General features: G+C 49.8%; 15 protein-coding genes. 3 read left to right on the top strand and 12 right to left on the bottom strand.

Annotated elements, in window-relative coordinates; genetic code table 11:
- Nucleotides 1–217 precede the first annotated feature (217 nt).
- The 3 genes from DWW13_RS08045 to DWW13_RS08035 all read left to right on the top strand — a co-directional run bounded on the left by DWW13_RS08045 (nucleotide 218) and on the right by DWW13_RS08035 (nucleotide 3,500).
- Entirely contained in the window at nucleotides 218–1,420 is a 1,203-nt protein-coding gene (locus DWW13_RS08045) for an iron-containing alcohol dehydrogenase (RefSeq protein WP_118719799.1), read from the top strand.
- Nucleotides 1,421–1,505: 85 nt separating this feature from the next.
- Nucleotides 1,506–1,985 carry a DUF6465 family protein gene (locus DWW13_RS08040; RefSeq protein WP_118719797.1) on the top strand — a complete coding sequence of 160 codons (480 nt, stop codon included), beginning with the start codon at nucleotides 1,506–1,508 and terminating at the stop codon, nucleotides 1,983–1,985.
- Between the two features lie 129 nt (nucleotides 1,986–2,114).
- Complete coding sequence (locus DWW13_RS08035; RefSeq protein ID WP_117761486.1) at nucleotides 2,115–3,500, top strand: MATE family efflux transporter; 1,386 nt, start codon at nucleotides 2,115–2,117, stop codon at nucleotides 3,498–3,500.
- A gap of 82 nt (nucleotides 3,501–3,582) precedes the next feature.
- On the opposite strand, the gene DWW13_RS08030 is transcribed toward DWW13_RS08035, so the two are convergent.
- From DWW13_RS08030 to DWW13_RS07975, 12 genes are all read right to left on the bottom strand, one after another.
- Complete coding sequence (locus DWW13_RS08030; RefSeq protein WP_118719795.1) at nucleotides 3,583–4,356, bottom strand: histidinol-phosphatase; 774 nt, start codon at nucleotides 4,354–4,356, stop codon at nucleotides 3,583–3,585.
- Nucleotides 4,357–4,383: 27 nt separating this feature from the next.
- Complete coding sequence (locus tag DWW13_RS08025) at nucleotides 4,384–5,241, bottom strand: transporter substrate-binding domain-containing protein (protein ID WP_117804988.1); 858 nt, start codon at nucleotides 5,239–5,241, stop codon at nucleotides 4,384–4,386.
- Between the two features lie 122 nt (nucleotides 5,242–5,363).
- A complete protein-coding gene (locus DWW13_RS08020; RefSeq protein ID WP_055267879.1) occupies nucleotides 5,364–6,107 on the bottom strand; it encodes an amino acid ABC transporter ATP-binding protein in 744 nt (247 codons plus the stop codon).
- 3 nt (nucleotides 6,108–6,110) lie between these two features.
- On the bottom strand, nucleotides 6,111–6,785 hold the full coding sequence (locus DWW13_RS08015) for an amino acid ABC transporter permease (protein ID WP_022462789.1): 675 nt from the start codon (nucleotides 6,783–6,785) through the stop codon (nucleotides 6,111–6,113).
- 207 nt (nucleotides 6,786–6,992) lie between these two features.
- A complete protein-coding gene (eno, locus tag DWW13_RS08010) occupies nucleotides 6,993–8,294 on the bottom strand; it encodes a phosphopyruvate hydratase (RefSeq protein ID WP_055217920.1) in 1,302 nt (433 codons plus the stop codon).
- A gap of 197 nt (nucleotides 8,295–8,491) precedes the next feature.
- Nucleotides 8,492–8,920 (bottom strand): Fe-S cluster assembly sulfur transfer protein SufU, encoded by a 429-nt coding sequence (gene sufU, locus DWW13_RS08005; protein ID WP_055217922.1) that lies wholly within the window; start codon nucleotides 8,918–8,920, stop codon nucleotides 8,492–8,494.
- Entirely contained in the window at nucleotides 8,910–10,127 is a 1,218-nt protein-coding gene (locus tag DWW13_RS08000) for an aminotransferase class V-fold PLP-dependent enzyme (protein ID WP_117761485.1), read from the bottom strand. The genes sufU and DWW13_RS08000 overlap by 11 nt, the downstream gene beginning before the upstream one ends.
- Nucleotides 10,114–11,172, bottom strand: a complete 1,059-nt coding sequence (locus tag DWW13_RS07995; protein ID WP_117761484.1) for a SufB/SufD family protein — start codon at nucleotides 11,170–11,172, stop codon at nucleotides 10,114–10,116. Before DWW13_RS07995 ends, DWW13_RS08000 begins: the two co-directional genes overlap by 14 nt.
- 13 nt (nucleotides 11,173–11,185) lie before the next feature.
- Nucleotides 11,186–12,592, bottom strand: coding sequence for a Fe-S cluster assembly protein SufB (sufB, locus tag DWW13_RS07990; RefSeq protein ID WP_117761483.1), 1,407 nt, complete (start codon nucleotides 12,590–12,592; stop codon nucleotides 11,186–11,188).
- 30 nt (nucleotides 12,593–12,622) lie between these two features.
- The gene (sufC, locus tag DWW13_RS07985) at nucleotides 12,623–13,375 is read right to left on the bottom strand and encodes a Fe-S cluster assembly ATPase SufC (protein WP_055217927.1); all 753 of its coding nucleotides are present in this window, start codon (nucleotides 13,373–13,375) and stop codon (nucleotides 12,623–12,625) included.
- 175 nt (nucleotides 13,376–13,550) lie between these two features.
- Nucleotides 13,551–14,873, bottom strand: coding sequence for a sodium-dependent transporter (locus DWW13_RS07980; RefSeq protein ID WP_055217929.1), 1,323 nt, complete (start codon nucleotides 14,871–14,873; stop codon nucleotides 13,551–13,553).
- Nucleotides 14,874–14,961: 88 nt separating this feature from the next.
- On the bottom strand, nucleotides 14,962–15,801 hold the full coding sequence (locus tag DWW13_RS07975) for a helix-turn-helix domain-containing protein (protein WP_117761482.1): 840 nt from the start codon (nucleotides 15,799–15,801) through the stop codon (nucleotides 14,962–14,964).
- Nucleotides 15,802–15,970: the final 169 nt, after the last annotated feature.

Here is a 15,970-nt window from a genome sequence, read left to right as displayed (position 1 = left end):
CATCAGGCACCTCCAGTCAAGCCTTTTCCTGATTTCCCAGGTGAACAATTCCTGGCTCTCTTTATCTGTTCTATTTGTACTATAACACGCATTTTTTACACTGTCAATTCTTTTCACGGAAGATTCAAAATTCCTATACGAATTGAAAAACCTGCCGTGCACTGTTACAATAAGAGATATACGATTCTCACGATTTTTTTATGGAGGTACTTGATTGATGCATTCCATTTTCTGGTTCCGCACCCGGCAGTGGGTGTTGAGCCGCGTTCTTCATCTGACAGAGCATAAGAAACAGACACTCCTTGCAGCACCGGATGCCGTTCTGCTGCTCCCCGCGTTATTCCGGAAACGCCGGATCTCCCGGATTCTCCTGGTGACTACCCCCGGCTTTGTCCGCCGCGGAACACTGACGTCTCTGCTGGATGGCTGTAAAAAAGAAAACATTTCCGTCACCATTTTCTCCGAAATCGCCCCGGATCCGCAGATTGAGAGCGTGGAACAGGGTTTCCGTCTTTATCAGCAGATTCAGGCGCAGGCTATCCTCGCCATCGGCGGCGGATCCGTTCTCGATGCAGCAAAGCTGATCGGTGCCCGCGTCTGCTGTCCGAAAAAGACGGTTCCTGCGATGCGGGGCCTCCTGAAAGTCCGTCGGAAACTTCCGCCGCTGTTTGCCGTGCCGACGACAGCCGGAACCGGTTCGGAGGCAACGGCGGCAGCTGTCATCACAGACTGTATCGACGGGAAACCATACAAATACGCCGTCAATGACCTCTGTCTGATCCCGGATACGGCAGTTCTCGATCCGCGTCTTACGATCAGCCTCCCGTCCTCTATGACCGCAGATACCGGTATGGATGCCCTGACCCATGCCATGGAAGCTTTTCTGAACCTCTTCGCCTCCCGCAGCGTGCAGAATGCATCCATCGAGGCAGTCTGCGAAAATTTCCATGCCCTGCCCGAAGCCTGGCGTGACGGCTCCCGTCTTGCCGCACGGCAGGAAATGCTTTATGCATCGTATCTGGCCGGTTTCGCTTTTACCAACAACTTTGTCGGCTACGTCCATGCCATTGCCCACGCCGTCGGTGCACTGTACCACATTCCGCACGGAAGAGCCAACGCGGTTCTGCTGCCTGCTGTTCTGCGCGAATACGGTTCCTGCATTGCGCCTAAACTTGCCGTTCTCGCCGATGCGCTTTCTCTCGGCGGAGATACCGTTTCTGAAAAGGCTGAGCGGATGATTGCAGCTATCGAGGCTATGCGCGATTCGTTTGACATTCCATCCACTCTGCCACACCTTTCGCCGAATGATTACACAGAAATAGCACGCCGTGCTTTAAAAGAAGCAAATCCCACCTACCCTGTTCCGCAGATCTGGGATTCTGAAAAAATCTTTTCTGTGCTCCGCCGTGTACAATCCTAAAGCCGCTGTTTTCTCGAATTTAAATTTGACAGAACGCAAAAAACATGGTAATTTATTAGAGATATCGCATAGAGGAGTGAATAAAATGAATAAAAGAACCATGAAAAAAATGGCCAAAGCGAAACAGCAGGCTGCAGAAGCTGCAAAAACAGCGGAAACCGTTGTAAAGACAGCGGCACCGGCAAAAGAAGTAAAACCAACGACTGAAAAAACCTTACATACAGAAGCAGCAGAAGGAAAAGCAGAAGCTGCAAAAGAGCCGAAAAAAGCAACCAAAAAAGAAACCATTAAAAAAACAGTAAAAAAGGAGACCACGGAAACCATGGCAGAAGCAACCAAAACCCCACGTAAAATGACAAAAGTATCTGATACCGTTCTTGAGATCTTCGAGACAAAAGTATCTATGAAAGACCTCGAAGCAGTCATCAAAAAAGAAGTAAAAGCAAACGGATTAAAAGGCGAGATCAAAATCTACCTGAACGCAGAGCAGAGAGCCGCTTACTACACCGTAGACGGACAGGGATCTGACGATTTCAAAGTAGATCTGACCACTCTTGCTGAATAATTTTTCTGTCAGCTGATCTATCAGAACAGACCAAAAGCGGCATGTCCGAAACAAAGTCTTCCGGATTTTGTTTCGGGCATGTTTTTTGCTGTCTGTTCCCAAACCAAAAAAACGACAAGGTATTTTTCTATGAAAACTGTAAACCATCTCGGAACCGACCCGATCGGAAAACTGGTTCCCCGTATTGCTTTTCCGAGCATGCTGGCACAGTTCGTGAGTGTTCTGTACAGCATTGTAGACCGTATGTACATCGGCCACATTGCCTCTGTCGGTGATCTGGCGCTCGCGGGTGTCGGCGTCTGCGGTCCCATTCTCACCATGATCGGCGCGTTCTCCTCCCTCATCGGGGTCGGCGGCGCACCGCTGCTCGGCATCCGGCTCGGAGAGAAAAATGAAAAAGAGGCATCCCGCATCCTGGCTAATGCGTTTCTGATGCTTGTTTCCCTATCCCTCGTTCTGACAGCCGCGGCGCTTTTTTTAACCCGCCCGATGCTGATGGCATTCGGAGCCAGCACCGTTACGTATCCTTACGCCAGAGCCTATTTTATGATCTACGTTTCCGGCTCTGTGTTTGCGCTTTTATCGACCGGCCTGAACCAGTTTGTGATCTGCCAGGGCTTTGCCAGTGAGGGAATGAAATCTGTTCTGCTAGGCGCCGTCCTGAATCTGCTGCTGGACCCTGTGTTTATCTTCGTTCTGCATCTCGGCGTGCGCGGCGCAGCAATTGCAACCGTGCTCTCCCAGATCGCAAGCTGTCTGTATGTGCTGCATATTCTGTTCGGAAAGACGATTCCGATCCGCATCACCTTCGGCGGGTATTCATTTGCGATCATGAAACGCATTCTGACAGTCGGTTTTACTCCGTTTCTAATCATTGCCATCGACAATGTGATGATCATTGCGATGAACGCCGTCCTGCAGCAATATGCACCCGCCGGACAGGGAGACAGCTTCATCACCTGTGCAACGATCGTTCAGAGCTTTATGCTGATTATTACGATACCGCTCGGCGGAATCAGCGGCGGAACGCAGTCAATCCTCGCATACAATTATGGAGCTGGAAATTCCAGGCGTATTCTTGAGGCACAGAAAACCATCATCGCACTCTGTGCCGGATTTACGACCTTGATGTTCCTCGTCTCCAATGCCGCCGGAACACTGTTTGCGCAGCTTTTTACTTCCGATCCGCAGATCGTCTCGATGGTGGTCCGCGCGATCCATATTTCGACACTCTCAGTCATTCCGCTCGGCATTCAGTACGAGATTGTAGACGGCTTTACTGCAATGGGCTGCGTGCGCTATTCGTTTGCACTCTCCTTCTTCCGGAAATTCGTCTACTTTACCGCTCTGTTTCTTCTGCCGCGGTTCTTTGCACTGGAAAACATCTTCTACGTGGAACCTATTTCCGACCTGATCGGGCCGGTTGTCTCAATGATTGTTTACTGGACTTCGATTCAGAAGATTCTGAAACAGCGGGAAGAGGCGGTACGGCTGATGCACACAAAAAAAGCATAAAAAATCTCATATCAAAAAAGCTGTTCTTTTCCGCGGAGTTTTCAAAACTCTCACCAGAAAAGAACAGCTTTTTCTGCTTCTGTTAAAATGTCTTCGGCATCGGAACGGTTTCCTGTACTTTCAGACCGTATTTTGCTGCCAGCTGCAGTGCCTTCTGTTCCGTCTCCGGATTCCAGACGGCTTTCGACGTATGGGCATCACAGCCGAAAACGGCGGTGTTTCCTTCTTCGCCGGCGATCTTCCAGAACTTCTCGTTCGGATACCATCTTTCTTCCATCAGACCAAGGAAATTGATCTCCAGCGGAATGTTTCTCTTTTTCACCTCACGGCAGAGTCTCCGGTATTCCCGGTCGAACACTGCTTCGTCGCCGTTGAATAAAAAGAGATCCGGGTGTGCCAGATACAGGTATTTTCCGGTATCGATGCCTGCCAGGCACTGGTCCACATACTGTTTCAGGTAGTTTCCGTCTGTTGTTCCATGGCCGCTGTAGAGAATCTTTTCGATCTCATTTCCCAGGCTGTGCTGGCCAAGCACAAAGTACTCAAACGGATAGTCCGACAAAAAATCAATCAGCTGATCCCAGAATCTCGGGAAATACTCTGTTTCGAGTCCGAGATGGATTTCAATATCCTTGTCATACTCTTTTTTCAATGCCAGCACGGTATCTACATAGCCTTCCACCTGATCGAGCCGCATCCGCATGCCGGAATCGTAGCCGTCCGGGAACGGATAAGGCGAATGGTCGGAAAAACCGAGAATTTTAAGGCCGCCCTCAATCGCGCGCTCCACATACTCCCGCTCCGTTCCGTCCGCATGGCGGCACCGCCATGTATGGGTATGGTAATTTGCAATCATGATCTGTAACCTTCTTTATTTTGTATCTTATTCTGCTGCTTCTTTGGAGATATCCGTTCCAAAATATTTTTCCGAAAGCTCTGTCAGTGTTCCGTCTTCTGCGAGCTCGCCAAGTGCTTTGTTGACTGCCTCAAGCAGCGTCTTGGTCTCATCGCCTTTTTTCATCGGAATACCGACTTTTGTGGATTCCGGATCGAGACATGCAATTTTGATCTCTGCATCCGGGTGTGCTTTCATATAATCGTAATACGTTACCTCTGCGTTCAGAGTTGCATCGATACGGCCGCTTAAGAGAAGCTCGAAAGTCTGCTCCAGATCGTCAACACCGGTAACGGCTGCGCCATATTTCTCGGCAACTTCTGCATACGTACTGGAAATGGTGTTCGCGGTGCTCTTTCCGTCGAGATCCTCCATGGACTGGATTTCATCGTTAGCAGAGTTTACGATAACAGCGGTGCGGTTGTATGCGTATGGATCGGAAAAGCTGTATTTCTCAGCGCGCTCCTCTGTGATATCTACGCCGTTTACCATGATATCGTACCGGCCGGAATCGATTCCTGCAAGAAGGCCGTCCCACTCACCCTCTACAAAGGTTGCTTTCACGCCGAGTTTCTCTGCGATCTGCTGTGCCACTTCTACGTCATAGCCGACCAGGTTGTCGTCCTCATCGTGATACGTCCACGGTGCCCAGGTTCCTTCCATTGCCACAACGATCTCACCCTTGCTCTGGATCTGCTCTAAAAGATCCCCAGACGCACTTGCAGAAGATGCTGATGAAGAGGAAGAAGCACTGCTGTTATCTGCCGTGCTGTTTCCGCATCCGGTCAGTAAAAAGGATGATGTCAGGATACCTGCCAGAAATACTGCTGCCATTTTCTTTTTCATAATATTCGCCACTCCTTTTTTGTTTTGTTCTGGAAGAAGCTGCCTTTGCTTCTTCTGTTTTCTTTATTGCAAACTGTCCGGATTCCGTGCTCCGGACAGGATTTGCCGCTTTGCGGGATACCTTACTCGTAATGCTGTTCAATATTCTGCAAAAATGTTCTCGTCCGCTCTTCCCGCGGATTTGCGAAAAATTCCTTCGACGGACCTTCCTCAACGACAACGCCGTTTTCCATAAAGACAACTTTGTTCGAAACGTTTCTTGCAAAGCCCATCTCATGCGTGACAACGAGCATCGTCATTCCCTCTTTGGCAAGCTGGCGCATAACACCAAGCACCTCGCCGGTCAGCTCCGGGTCGAGTGCTGAGGTCGGCTCATCAAAATAGATAATTTCCGGATCGGTTGCCAGTGCACGGGCGATTGCCACCCTCTGCTGCTGTCCGCCGGAAAGCTGATGCGGATAGTAGTCCGCACGGTCCAGCATGCCTACTTTTTCAAGCGCTGCACGCGCTTTTTCCTCCGCCCTGGTTTTTGGCATTTTTCTGCCGATGATCAGGCCCTCGGTTACGTTATGAAGGGCTGTTTTGTTCAGGAACAGGTTATAGTTCTGAAATACAAATGCGGTTTTCTGACGGATCGCCGCGATATCTTTTTTGCTGATGTTGTGGAACGGATATTCTTTCCCGTCAAAGATCAGGCTGCCGCCGTCCGCATGCTCCAGAAAGTTGACACAGCGCAGCATCGTCGTTTTTCCCGAACCACTCGGACCGAGGATTGCAACAACATCGCCCTGTTTTACTTTTAAATCTACACCTTTTAATACTTCCAGGCTGCCGAACGCTTTCTTTAATCCTTTAATTTCCAGCATGGCTTATTCCCCTTTTTTCTGATATGTACTCAGTTTCTTCTCTCCGATTCCCTGCAGCTTCGTGAGCACAGTGGAGAACAGCAGGTAGATCAGTCCTACTTCAATATACAGTGCCAGCGGCTCATGGGTGCGCGCTACAATCCGCTGCGTTACCATAAACATCTCCGTTACGGTGATATTTGCGGCAAGGGAAGTATCCTTTACCATGGCGATCAGAGAGTTGGAAAGCGGCGGGAAAGCGGTGCGCATCGCCTGCGGAAGGATAATTCTCCGCATGATCTGCAGATACGACATGCCGACACAGTAGCCGGCTTCGAGCTGGCCTGCCGGAACGGCTTCCAGGGCCGCACGCATCGTCTCGGCACTGTAGGCGCCCTCATTCAGGGAAAAGACGAGAACTGCCGCCGGAAACGGATCGATCAGAATACCGGCGCGCGGAAGTCCGTAAAACACAACGAAAAGCTGGACCAGAAGCGGGGTTCCGCGGAAAATCCAGATATAGAAACGTGCAATCTGACGAAGGCCTTTGATGTTTGCAAACTGTACCATAGCCATTGCCGTCGCAATTACAAGTGCAATGGAAAACGAGATTACAGTAAGCGGAATCGTCACCTTAAGGCCCGGCAGAAAGATTTTCCAGAAAGAATCCAGAAGAATATTCCATAATCTTTCGCTCATTTCGATATATCCCCCTTATTTTTACATTTTCCTAGATAGGATAACACTTCAAGTCCGCTTCAAGTCAAGTGTTTTTTCATATACCCCTCCCCCGCATGCAAGAATCCCCGGGAAACACGTTTTTCAACGGCCCCGGGGACACTTATTTATGGTTGGTTTTAAGAGGAAGGATCTTGTCTTTTTTTATGGTATTATGTTATTTACTGCTTAGTCCTGTGTCACATTAAATGCTCTTGCACCAGGGTATACAGCGGCCGTTCCAAGTTCTTCTTCGATTCGGAGAAGCTGGTTGTATTTTGCAACACGCTCGGTACGGCTCGGTGCACCGGTCTTGATCTGGCAGGTGTTCAGGGCAACAGCCAGGTCTGCGATGGTGGTATCCTCGGTCTCACCGGAACGGTGGGAGGAAATTGCGGTGTAGCCTGCTTTGTGAGCCATTTTGATTGCCTCAAGGGTCTCAGATACAGAACCGATCTGGTTCAGTTTGATCAGGATGGAATTTCCGCAGCCAAGGGAGATACCTTTTGCCAGACGCTCAGTATTGGTTACAAACAGGTCGTCACCGACAAGCTGTACTTTTCCGCCAAGCTCTGCGGTCAGCTCTTTCCAGCCTTCCCAGTCTTCTTCATCCAGAGCATCCTCGATGGAGATGATCGGATATTTCTCTACCAGTGCTTTCCAGTGAGCGATCAGCTCTTTGGAAGTAAATACAGTGCCGGCTTTCGGCAGTTTGTATTCACCCTTGGTTCCTGTCTTCCACTCGGAGGAAGCAGCATCCATCGCGATCTTGAAGTCTCTGCCTGGCTCGTAGCCTGCTTTTTTCACTGCCTCAAGAATGGTCTCGATGGCTTCTTCATCGGATTTCAGAGCCGGTGCAAAACCGCCTTCATCTCCAACCGATGTTGCCAGTCCGCGCTCTTTTAAGATGGCAGCCAGTGCATGGAAGACCTCAGCGCACCATCTTAAGCACTCTTTGAAAGAAGATGCTCCAACCGGCATGATCATGAACTCCTGTACATCCAGGCCGGAAGAAAGTGCGTGGCATCCGCCGTTGATGATGTTCATCATCGGAACCGGCAGACGATTTCCGGAAACGCCGCCGAAGAAGCGGTACAGCGGAATCTCAAGTGCGTTTGCTGCTGCTCTTGCGCAGGCAATGGATACAGCCAGAATGGCGTTTGCACCCAGGCGGGATTTATCCTTTGTTCCGTCCGCATCGATCATAGCTTTATCTACAGCGTAGGTATCGGATGCATCCATACCTTTTAAGGTATCGTTGATGACGGTGTTGATGTTTTCTACTGCTTTCTGCACACCTTTTCCAAGGTATCTTGCTTTATCTCCATCTCGTAATTCCAGTGCCTCAAACTCACCGGTAGATGCGCCGCTTGGTGCCATGCCGCGTCCTACAACGCCTCCTGCAAGAACAACCTCAGCTTCTACGGTTGGGTTTCCTCTGGAATCCAGAATTTCTCTTCCTTTTACTTCCTCAATTTTCAGGCTCTTCACTTTTCGTGTGCTCCTTTCTCGTTTGTTTCTGGAGTTTCCCGCCTGCGAAGTGTCCAGGATCCGCAGACGGGAGATAACAATGATTGATTCACTTTGGTTAGCCTTTACTAACTATAATTCATTATAACTAATTTTTTAAAAATTGCAAGTGGGTAAAGTGATACTTTTTCTCAGAAATGCAAAAAGTTTTTCTGTTCTTATTTTTCCTGTTTAAATGCCTCTTCCAGCGTATGCCATCCAAGCACTGCACATTTCACTCTTGCCGGCATGTGGGAGATGTCCTTCAGTGCACCAGCCTCCTCGAGTTCGTCAATCTCCTCGTCGGATGCTTCTCCTTTGATCATGCGCAGAAACAGATTTCCCAGGCGCAGTGCCTCGTCCTTCGTCTTTCCGATGATCATGCCGAGCATAATGTCCGCCGATGCCTGCGAAATCGCACAGCCGTCGCCCACGAACGCACCGTCCGTGATCACATCGCCGTCGACTTTTAATTTCAGCCAGATATCATCGCCGCAGCTTGGGTTGACGCCCTCGAGTACGATGTCCGCATCCGGCAGATCATGCTTGAATTCCGGACGCAGATTGTGCTCCGTCAAAATTTCGTTATAAAATCCTCTACTCTCCATAGCCCATTCTCCTTCTGATTGTGGATACACTTTCGATCAGTGCATCAATCTCTTCCGGTGTATTATAAAACATCATGCTGGCTCTTGTCGAACTTCGGACGCCAAGATATTCCAGAAGCGGCTGTGCACAGTGGTGGCCTGCCCGCACATCGATGCCGTCAGAAGAAAGAATTTCGCTCACATCGTGCGGATGCACGCCGTCAATCGTAAACGAAACGATGCCCGTGTGGTTGGCCGGATCTTTGGAACCGAGGATATGAACGTACGGCAGCGCGCCGAGTCCTTCCATAGCACGTTGCGTCAGTTCCAGCTCTTTTTTCTGGATATAATCAAATCCTTTTTCCTGCAGATACCGGATCGCTGCGGCCAGCCCCACCGCACCGGCTGCATTTACCGTTCCCGCCTCAAATTTCTGCGGAACCGGTGCAAAAACGGCTCCGTCGCGGTAAACGGAATCGATCATCTCGCCTCCGGTTAAAAACGGCGGCATTTTTTCCAGCAGTTCCCGTTTTCCATACAGACAGCCGATTCCCATCGGGCCCATCAGCTTATGGCCGGAAAAGGCGAGAAAATCTGCATCCAGCGCCTGTACGTCGACCGGCATATGCGGAACGCTCTGGGCGCCGTCCACAACGACAACGGCTCCCACGCGGTGCGCCATCTCCGTGATTTTCTGGATCGGATTCACGCAGCCGAGCACATTCGATACCTGCGCAACAGCCACAAGACGTGTTCTCTCATTAATGCCCTTTTGGAGCTCCTCATCGGTCAGCTCGCCCTCACTGGTACATTCCAGATAATGGAGCTTTGCCCCAGTCATACGCGACACCATCTGCCACGGAAGCAGATTGCTGTGATGCTCCATGATTGTTACAGCGATCTCGTCGCCTTCCTTTAAAAAGTTCAGGCCATAGCTGTATGCCACAAGGTTCAGGCTTTCCGTTGTATTCCGGGTAAAAATAATCTCCTCCGGCTCTTCTGCATGAATAAACTCCTGTACGGTCTTTCTTGCCTCCTGATAGCTCTCCGTCGCCTCCAGGCTTAAAGGATAGAATCCTCGCAGAGGATTTGCATTTTTCTGTTCGTAAAATTCCTGTACTGCAACAAGAACGCATGACGGGCGCTGTGCCGTCGCCGCGTTGTCCAGATAGATCGTGTCCATTTGCTGCAGAAGCGGGAAATTTTTTCTGATGTTATCTGTTGTCACGGTCAAGCACCTCCGCAAGCTGTGTTTTTACTTTCTGTTCGATGTCCGCATCGCCGATCTTCTGGATTTTTGCTTCCAGTTTCGCCCGCGCCATCGTATTTTCTGCCTGTGTACGGTCCATGCCGCGCGCACCGAAGTAAAACAGTGTCTCTTCATCGAGTTCTCCGATTGCCGCGCCGTGGCTTCCCTGTACGTTTTCCTCTGCACAGAGGATCACAGGAATCGTCTTGTTGACTACATCATCGCCGAGCAGCAATACCTGTTCTGTCTCTGCTCCGACGGAATCTGCCGAACCGCGCACAAAGTCGATTGTGCCGCGGAAGATCTTTTCCGCCGCATCCATCAGCGTTCCGTCTGCCTGGATCGTGCTCTCGGTTACTTTTCCGAAGTGGCGCACATTCAGATTGACATCAAATTTCTGCTGATTCTGCAGAAGATAGCCGATTTCTGCCTGCAGTGATGCGTGATCCTTCTGCAGTTCGGTCCAGATACCGTCATAGACATCGCCTTTTCCGACAACGACCTGTAAAAGATCCAGTGCACCATTTTCCTCGCAGATGCATCCGACATCATTTAAAAGCTCCTGTCCCTCACCGCGCATCATCACCTGCACGAGCCGGATGCGGCTGTCTTTTTTCGCGTAAAGTTCTGTCCGCACCGCGAGCTGTCCCGCTGCCTGTGCCGGTTCAAATACCTCGAAAACGGTAAGGGAAGCTCCCTCTTCTGCCACCGCGCGGATCTTTCCGGATGAAACCGTCTCTTTTCCCTGTCCGATGGAAAGCGTGACCTGTTTCGTCTGCCCCTCCTTTGCAGAGACATTCCAGTTTTTCGTCTGCTCCGGTGCAAAAAGGACATCCGTCTCTTTTCCTGCCCCGGTATTCATAGCTTCCGGAAAACCCGTTATCTCATCATCCGCAGACGGCTCTTCCGCGCAGATTTCACACGGCGCACCCGCCGCCCATTTTACTTTTGTATCATTTAATCCCAGCCAGTACCATGTTTTCGATGGAAGCTGGTTGATTTTCATGCTGTTCTGTTCTTCCATGTGTCTGGCCTCCTTATCCAATGCTGCCCTTCATCTCGAGGCGGATCAGATTGTTCATCTCCACCGCGTACTCCAGCGGCAGTTCTTTTGAAACATCATCCGCGAATCCGCTGACGATGCACGCTCTCGCATCCTCTTCCGTCATGCCGCGCGACATCAGATAAAAGACGGCTTCATCGCTGATGCTTCCGATCTGTGCTTCATGGCCGATGTTCGCATCTTTTGTACGGATATCCATCGCCGGAATCGTGTCCGACCGGGAGATATCATCGAGCATCAGAGACTGGCAGGAAACGGCTGATTTCGTGTTCTTTGCCGCTTTTGTTACAGAGACTGACGAACGGAAGGTGCTGATGCCGCCGTCCTTCGAGATCGATTTCGTGTTAATATAGGAACTCGTATCCGGCGCGCTGTGGACAACCTTCGCTCCGGTATCGAGATTCTGGCCCTTACCGGCAAACGTGATGCCGGTAAATTCCATCTTTGCGCCTCTTCCTTTCAGCACGCTCATCGGGTACAGGTAGGAAACGTGGGAGCCGAATGAACCGGAAACCCACTCGATTTTTCCGCCCTCCTCGACCTGCGCGCGCTTCGTGTTCAGGTTGTACATATTCTTCGACCAGTTTTCAATCGTAGAATAACGGAGTCTTGCATTCTTTCCGACAAACAGCTCCACACATCCGGCATGGAGGTTGGCCACATTGTATTTCGGTGCGGAACAGCCCTCGATAAAGTGAAGGTCCGCGTCCTCATCGACAATAATCAGCGTATGCTCGAACTGGCCTGCGCCCGGCGCATTCAGGCGGAAATACGACTGCAGCGGGATTTCCACGGAAACCCCCTTCGGCACATAGACAAACGAACCGCCGGACCAGACGGCTCCGTGCAGTGCGGCAAATTTGTGGTCGGTCGGTTTCACCAGTTTCATAAAGTGTTTCCGCACCATATCCGCGTACTCACCATGCAGCGCACTCTCCATATCGGTATAGACAACACCCTGCGCCGCAACTTCCGCGCGGACGTTGTGATAGACCAGCTCCGAATCATACTGTGCGCCCACGCCGGCGAGTGATTTCCGCTCTGCCTGCGGGATGCCAAGACGCTCAAACGTATTTTTGATGTCATCCGGCACATCGGACCACTTTGCTTTCATTTTCGTATTCGGGCGGACATACGTTACGATGTCATCCATGTTCAGACCCTCAATCGACGGACCCCAATCCGGAATCGGCATCTGGTTGTAGATCTGTAAAGAACGCAGACGGAACAGCTGCATCCAGGCAGGGTCTTTCTTCTCATCCGAAATTTTCTGTACAATTTCCGGCGTCAGGCCGGCTTTTACTTTATAGGCATCCTTTTCATCGTCTTTGAAATCATAGATGCTTCGGTCAATATCCTCTACATAACTTTTTTCTCTCACAGCGTTTTCATCCTTTCTGTACCTTCGGTTTTACGCCAGTGACTTTTCGTATTTTCCAAATCCGTCCCGGTTGATCTCCTCTACAAGAGATGCATCGCCGGTTTTGACGATTTCACCTTCCACCATGATGTGGGTCTGATCCACCATCAGTGATTCCAGAATCTTCGTGCTGTGCGTGATGATCAGAAGACTTCCTCCGCATTTTCTGCGGTATGCCTCAATTCCGGCAGAAACGGTGCGGACCGCATCGACATCCAGGCCGGAGTCGGTCTCATCGAGAATGGTAAGGGACGGCTCGAGCATCAGAAGCTGCAAGATCTCGGCTTTCTTTTTCTCACCGCCGGAAAATCCGACATTCAGATCACGGTCTGCATACGACGGATCCATCTGCAGAACTTCCATTGCTTTTTCCAGTTCTTTCCGGAACTCAAACAGACGCATCCGTTTGCCGGTCTTTAACTCGACGGCGCTGCGGATAAAAGAGCTTAAGGTTACGCCAGGCACCTCAAGCGGATTCTGAAACGAGAGAAACAGTCCCATTTTGGCGCGTTCATTGACCGGCTCTTCTGTGATGTTCTTTCCCTGGAACCAGATTTCGCCGCGTGTCACGTTATATTTCGGATTGCCGAGCAGCGTATTGCCAAGCGTCGACTTTCCGGTACCATTCGGTCCAAGCAGCACATGCGTCTCCCCTTTTCCAATCGTAAGATTGACGCCGTGCAGGATCTCTTTTTCTTCTACATTTACCGTTAAATCTTTCACTGTTAAAAGATTTTTTCCCATATTGATATCCTCCTTATTTTGCTTCGAGGTTAAAATCTCTGTTTTCGCCTCCGATTGTAGATCTTTTTTCCGAGTATTTCAATCGGATTTATATATTTGAAAAATTTTATCAAAAAACGCACCTGCCGCCGGATTTTTTTTCCGCACGACAGGCGCGTTTTCTATCAACATCGTTTCAGCCGATTCCGCCCAGCACGATTCCGAGAATCAGAACCAGCACACAGATCGGCACGTAGATATATTTGCAGATCGGATAATACAGATCCGTGAATTTGCTGCTTCTTCCCTTGTCTACCTGGGACTGCACATACTTCTTTCCGCAGATCCAGAAGAACATGACTCCGGCAAGGCCGGCGCCGAGCGGGCAGATGTAGATCGACAGAACATCCATCCACTGGGATACAATGCCCTGGATCAGAAGAGATACGACCACACCGATAACCCCGATCACACCGCAGGCTGCTACTCTTCCGAGATGAAATTTTTCCTGTACCGTTGCAATCGGTGCTTCGTACAGGTTAATCAGAGAGGTAAGGCCGGCAAAAAAGACAGCGACAAAGAAAACGATTGCGATCAGCGCGCCACCCGGCATAGACTTTATCAAATTCGGAAGGAAAATGAACAGAAGTCCAGGTCCTCCTGTATTTAACTGTGCTCCCGTAGTTGCCATCGCCGGGATAATAACCAGCGCAGCAAGCATAGCAGCGAGCGTATCAAAAAATGCTACTCTTCCGGCGGCGGCCGGAATATTTTCTCCATCTGACAAATAGGAACCATAGATCAGTGTTCCGTTTCCGGCTACAGACAGGGAAAAGAATGCCTGACCAAGTGCAAAAATCCAGGTCTTCGGATCTGCAAGTGCTTTTGGTTCCACACGGAAAATATAACGGTATCCATCCGCTGCACCGGGCTGAAAGGCAACATAGATACCAAGTGCAACAAACAGGAGAAAGAAAACAGGCATCAGCACCTTATTGACCTTCTCAATTCCCTTACCAACACCAAATGCCAGAATGACCATCGCAACCACAAGAGCTACGATCTGCCAGAAATTGTTTCCAAACGCAGATGCCATGGATTCAAACGCTCCGGCAAAATCCTCTACGCTCACAGCTGACAGTGTCTTTCCGGTAAAGGTTCCGATCATGTACCTGAAAATCCACCCCATGACAACCGTATAACCGATCGCCATTGCCAGGGAACCCAGCACCGGAATCAGACCAAGCGCCTCTCCGGCTTTTCGTTTTCCTTTCGTTTCACATGCAAAACCGAACGCATCAACCGGACCGGATCTTGTGGCACGGCCAAAACTCATCTCCCCGCTCACACCGGTAAAGCCGATCAGTGCAACGAACAGGAAATACGGAATCAGAAAGGAACCTCCTCCGTACAAGGAAACCCGGGTAGGGAACATCCAGATGTTGCCCATTCCAACTGCAGAGCCGATGCAGGCCAGGATAAATCCCCACCGACTGTTAAATGACTCTCTCTTTTTCATACTGCTCTCCCTTTTTCTTACTTTTTCTGAAGATATCATGGCCAAAGTACCTTTTGACTCCAACATCTTCTGAATATTTTATCATAAGCTATTGGGAAAAGCTATAGCATTTCTCATCTTCCTGCAACTTCACTTTATATTTTATGCTTTTTCCGCCTTGCTGCTGCCATTCCCGCGGAGAACATCCGCAGTGGCGTTTGAAATAGCGGCTGAAATGAGACAGATTGGAAAAACCGCAGATTTCCGCGGTCTGTCCGATGGAAAGTGCCTGATTTGTCAAAAGATTTTTCGCCTTGTCGAGCCGTACTTCAATCAGATCGCTGTGCGGGGTGCTGCTGAAAAACTGTTTATAATAAGAATAAAACTGGCTTTTTTCCATATTGGCCATCTGGCAAAGCTTTTCTGTCGTCCAGCCTTTCTCATAATGGCTCAACATCTTAAGGCGCAGCTCCTGGAATTCCTGATACAGTCCGGCCGGCTCCTCTGCCGCTTTCTGGTACAGCCGCATACCGCGCGATGCCGTAATCATCATCTGACGAACCAGTGCTTCCTCATATTCCACTGCGTATGGATCTTTCACAATATATTCCCTCTGCAAAAGGCGAATCAGCTCATCAATTGCTTCCGTATTCTGTGGATAAAAAACAGCATTCTGCGGAATTCCATACGTTTCACCCAGATTCTTACCGCACCAGAAATGGACATAGCTGTTGCGAAACTTCTGAACAGCCTGATAATGCTGCTCGTGATCCGGCGTGTAAAAAAGGCAGGCATTTTCCTGTGCAATGAAAAACGCAGTTCTGTCATACACCTTCATCGGCGTTTTAAACAACAGAAACAGATAGTCCCCGCTGCCCTCCGGCCGATATATCGTCTCATAATCGGCGTTGGATCTATTATATTCACAAATATGAACTGAAAATTCCATTCTTCTCGTTTCCCCTTTTCTTTTCTTCTCCCTATTTTACCGCAAAACCGGAAAAAAAGTCAAATTTGCCGGACAAAAATCTCTGGTTTTTTTCTATCTTCCTGCTAAAATTGAAACTATCCAAAGCGAAAGCGAAACGGTGGAATAAAATCATAGACACGCCGGTGAT

It is taken from the genome of Blautia sp. AF14-40, assembly GCF_003479665.1.
GTDB lineage: Bacteria > Bacillota > Clostridia > Lachnospirales > Lachnospiraceae > Fusicatenibacter > Fusicatenibacter saccharivorans.
Note: the sequence above shows the minus strand (reverse complement) of the source record. Positions and strands in the feature narration are given on the sequence as shown.

Coding starts and splice junctions, on each gene's coding strand:
- DWW13_RS08045 (WP_118719799.1), top strand. CDS start 218: ATGCATTCCATTTTCTGGTTCCGCACCCGGCAGTGGGTGTTGAGCCGC.
- DWW13_RS08040 (WP_118719797.1), top strand. CDS start 1,506: ATGAATAAAAGAACCATGAAAAAAATGGCCAAAGCGAAACAGCAGGCT.
- DWW13_RS08035 (WP_117761486.1), top strand. CDS start 2,115: ATGAAAACTGTAAACCATCTCGGAACCGACCCGATCGGAAAACTGGTT.
- DWW13_RS08030 (WP_118719795.1), bottom strand. CDS start 4,356: ATGATTGCAAATTACCATACCCATACATGGCGGTGCCGCCATGCGGAC.
- DWW13_RS08025 (WP_117804988.1), bottom strand. CDS start 5,241: ATGAAAAAGAAAATGGCAGCAGTATTTCTGGCAGGTATCCTGACATCA.
- DWW13_RS08020 (WP_055267879.1), bottom strand. CDS start 6,107: ATGCTGGAAATTAAAGGATTAAAGAAAGCGTTCGGCAGCCTGGAAGTA.
- DWW13_RS08015 (WP_022462789.1), bottom strand. CDS start 6,785: ATGAGCGAAAGATTATGGAATATTCTTCTGGATTCTTTCTGGAAAATC.
- sufU (WP_055217922.1), bottom strand. CDS start 8,920: ATGGAGAGTAGAGGATTTTATAACGAAATTTTGACGGAGCACAATCTG.
- DWW13_RS07995 (WP_117761484.1), bottom strand. CDS start 11,172: ATGGAAGAACAGAACAGCATGAAAATCAACCAGCTTCCATCGAAAACA.
- sufC (WP_055217927.1), bottom strand. CDS start 13,375: ATGGGAAAAAATCTTTTAACAGTGAAAGATTTAACGGTAAATGTAGAA.
- DWW13_RS07980 (WP_055217929.1), bottom strand. CDS start 14,873: ATGAAAAAGAGAGAGTCATTTAACAGTCGGTGGGGATTTATCCTGGCC.
- DWW13_RS07975 (WP_117761482.1), bottom strand. CDS start 15,801: ATGGAATTTTCAGTTCATATTTGTGAATATAATAGATCCAACGCCGAT.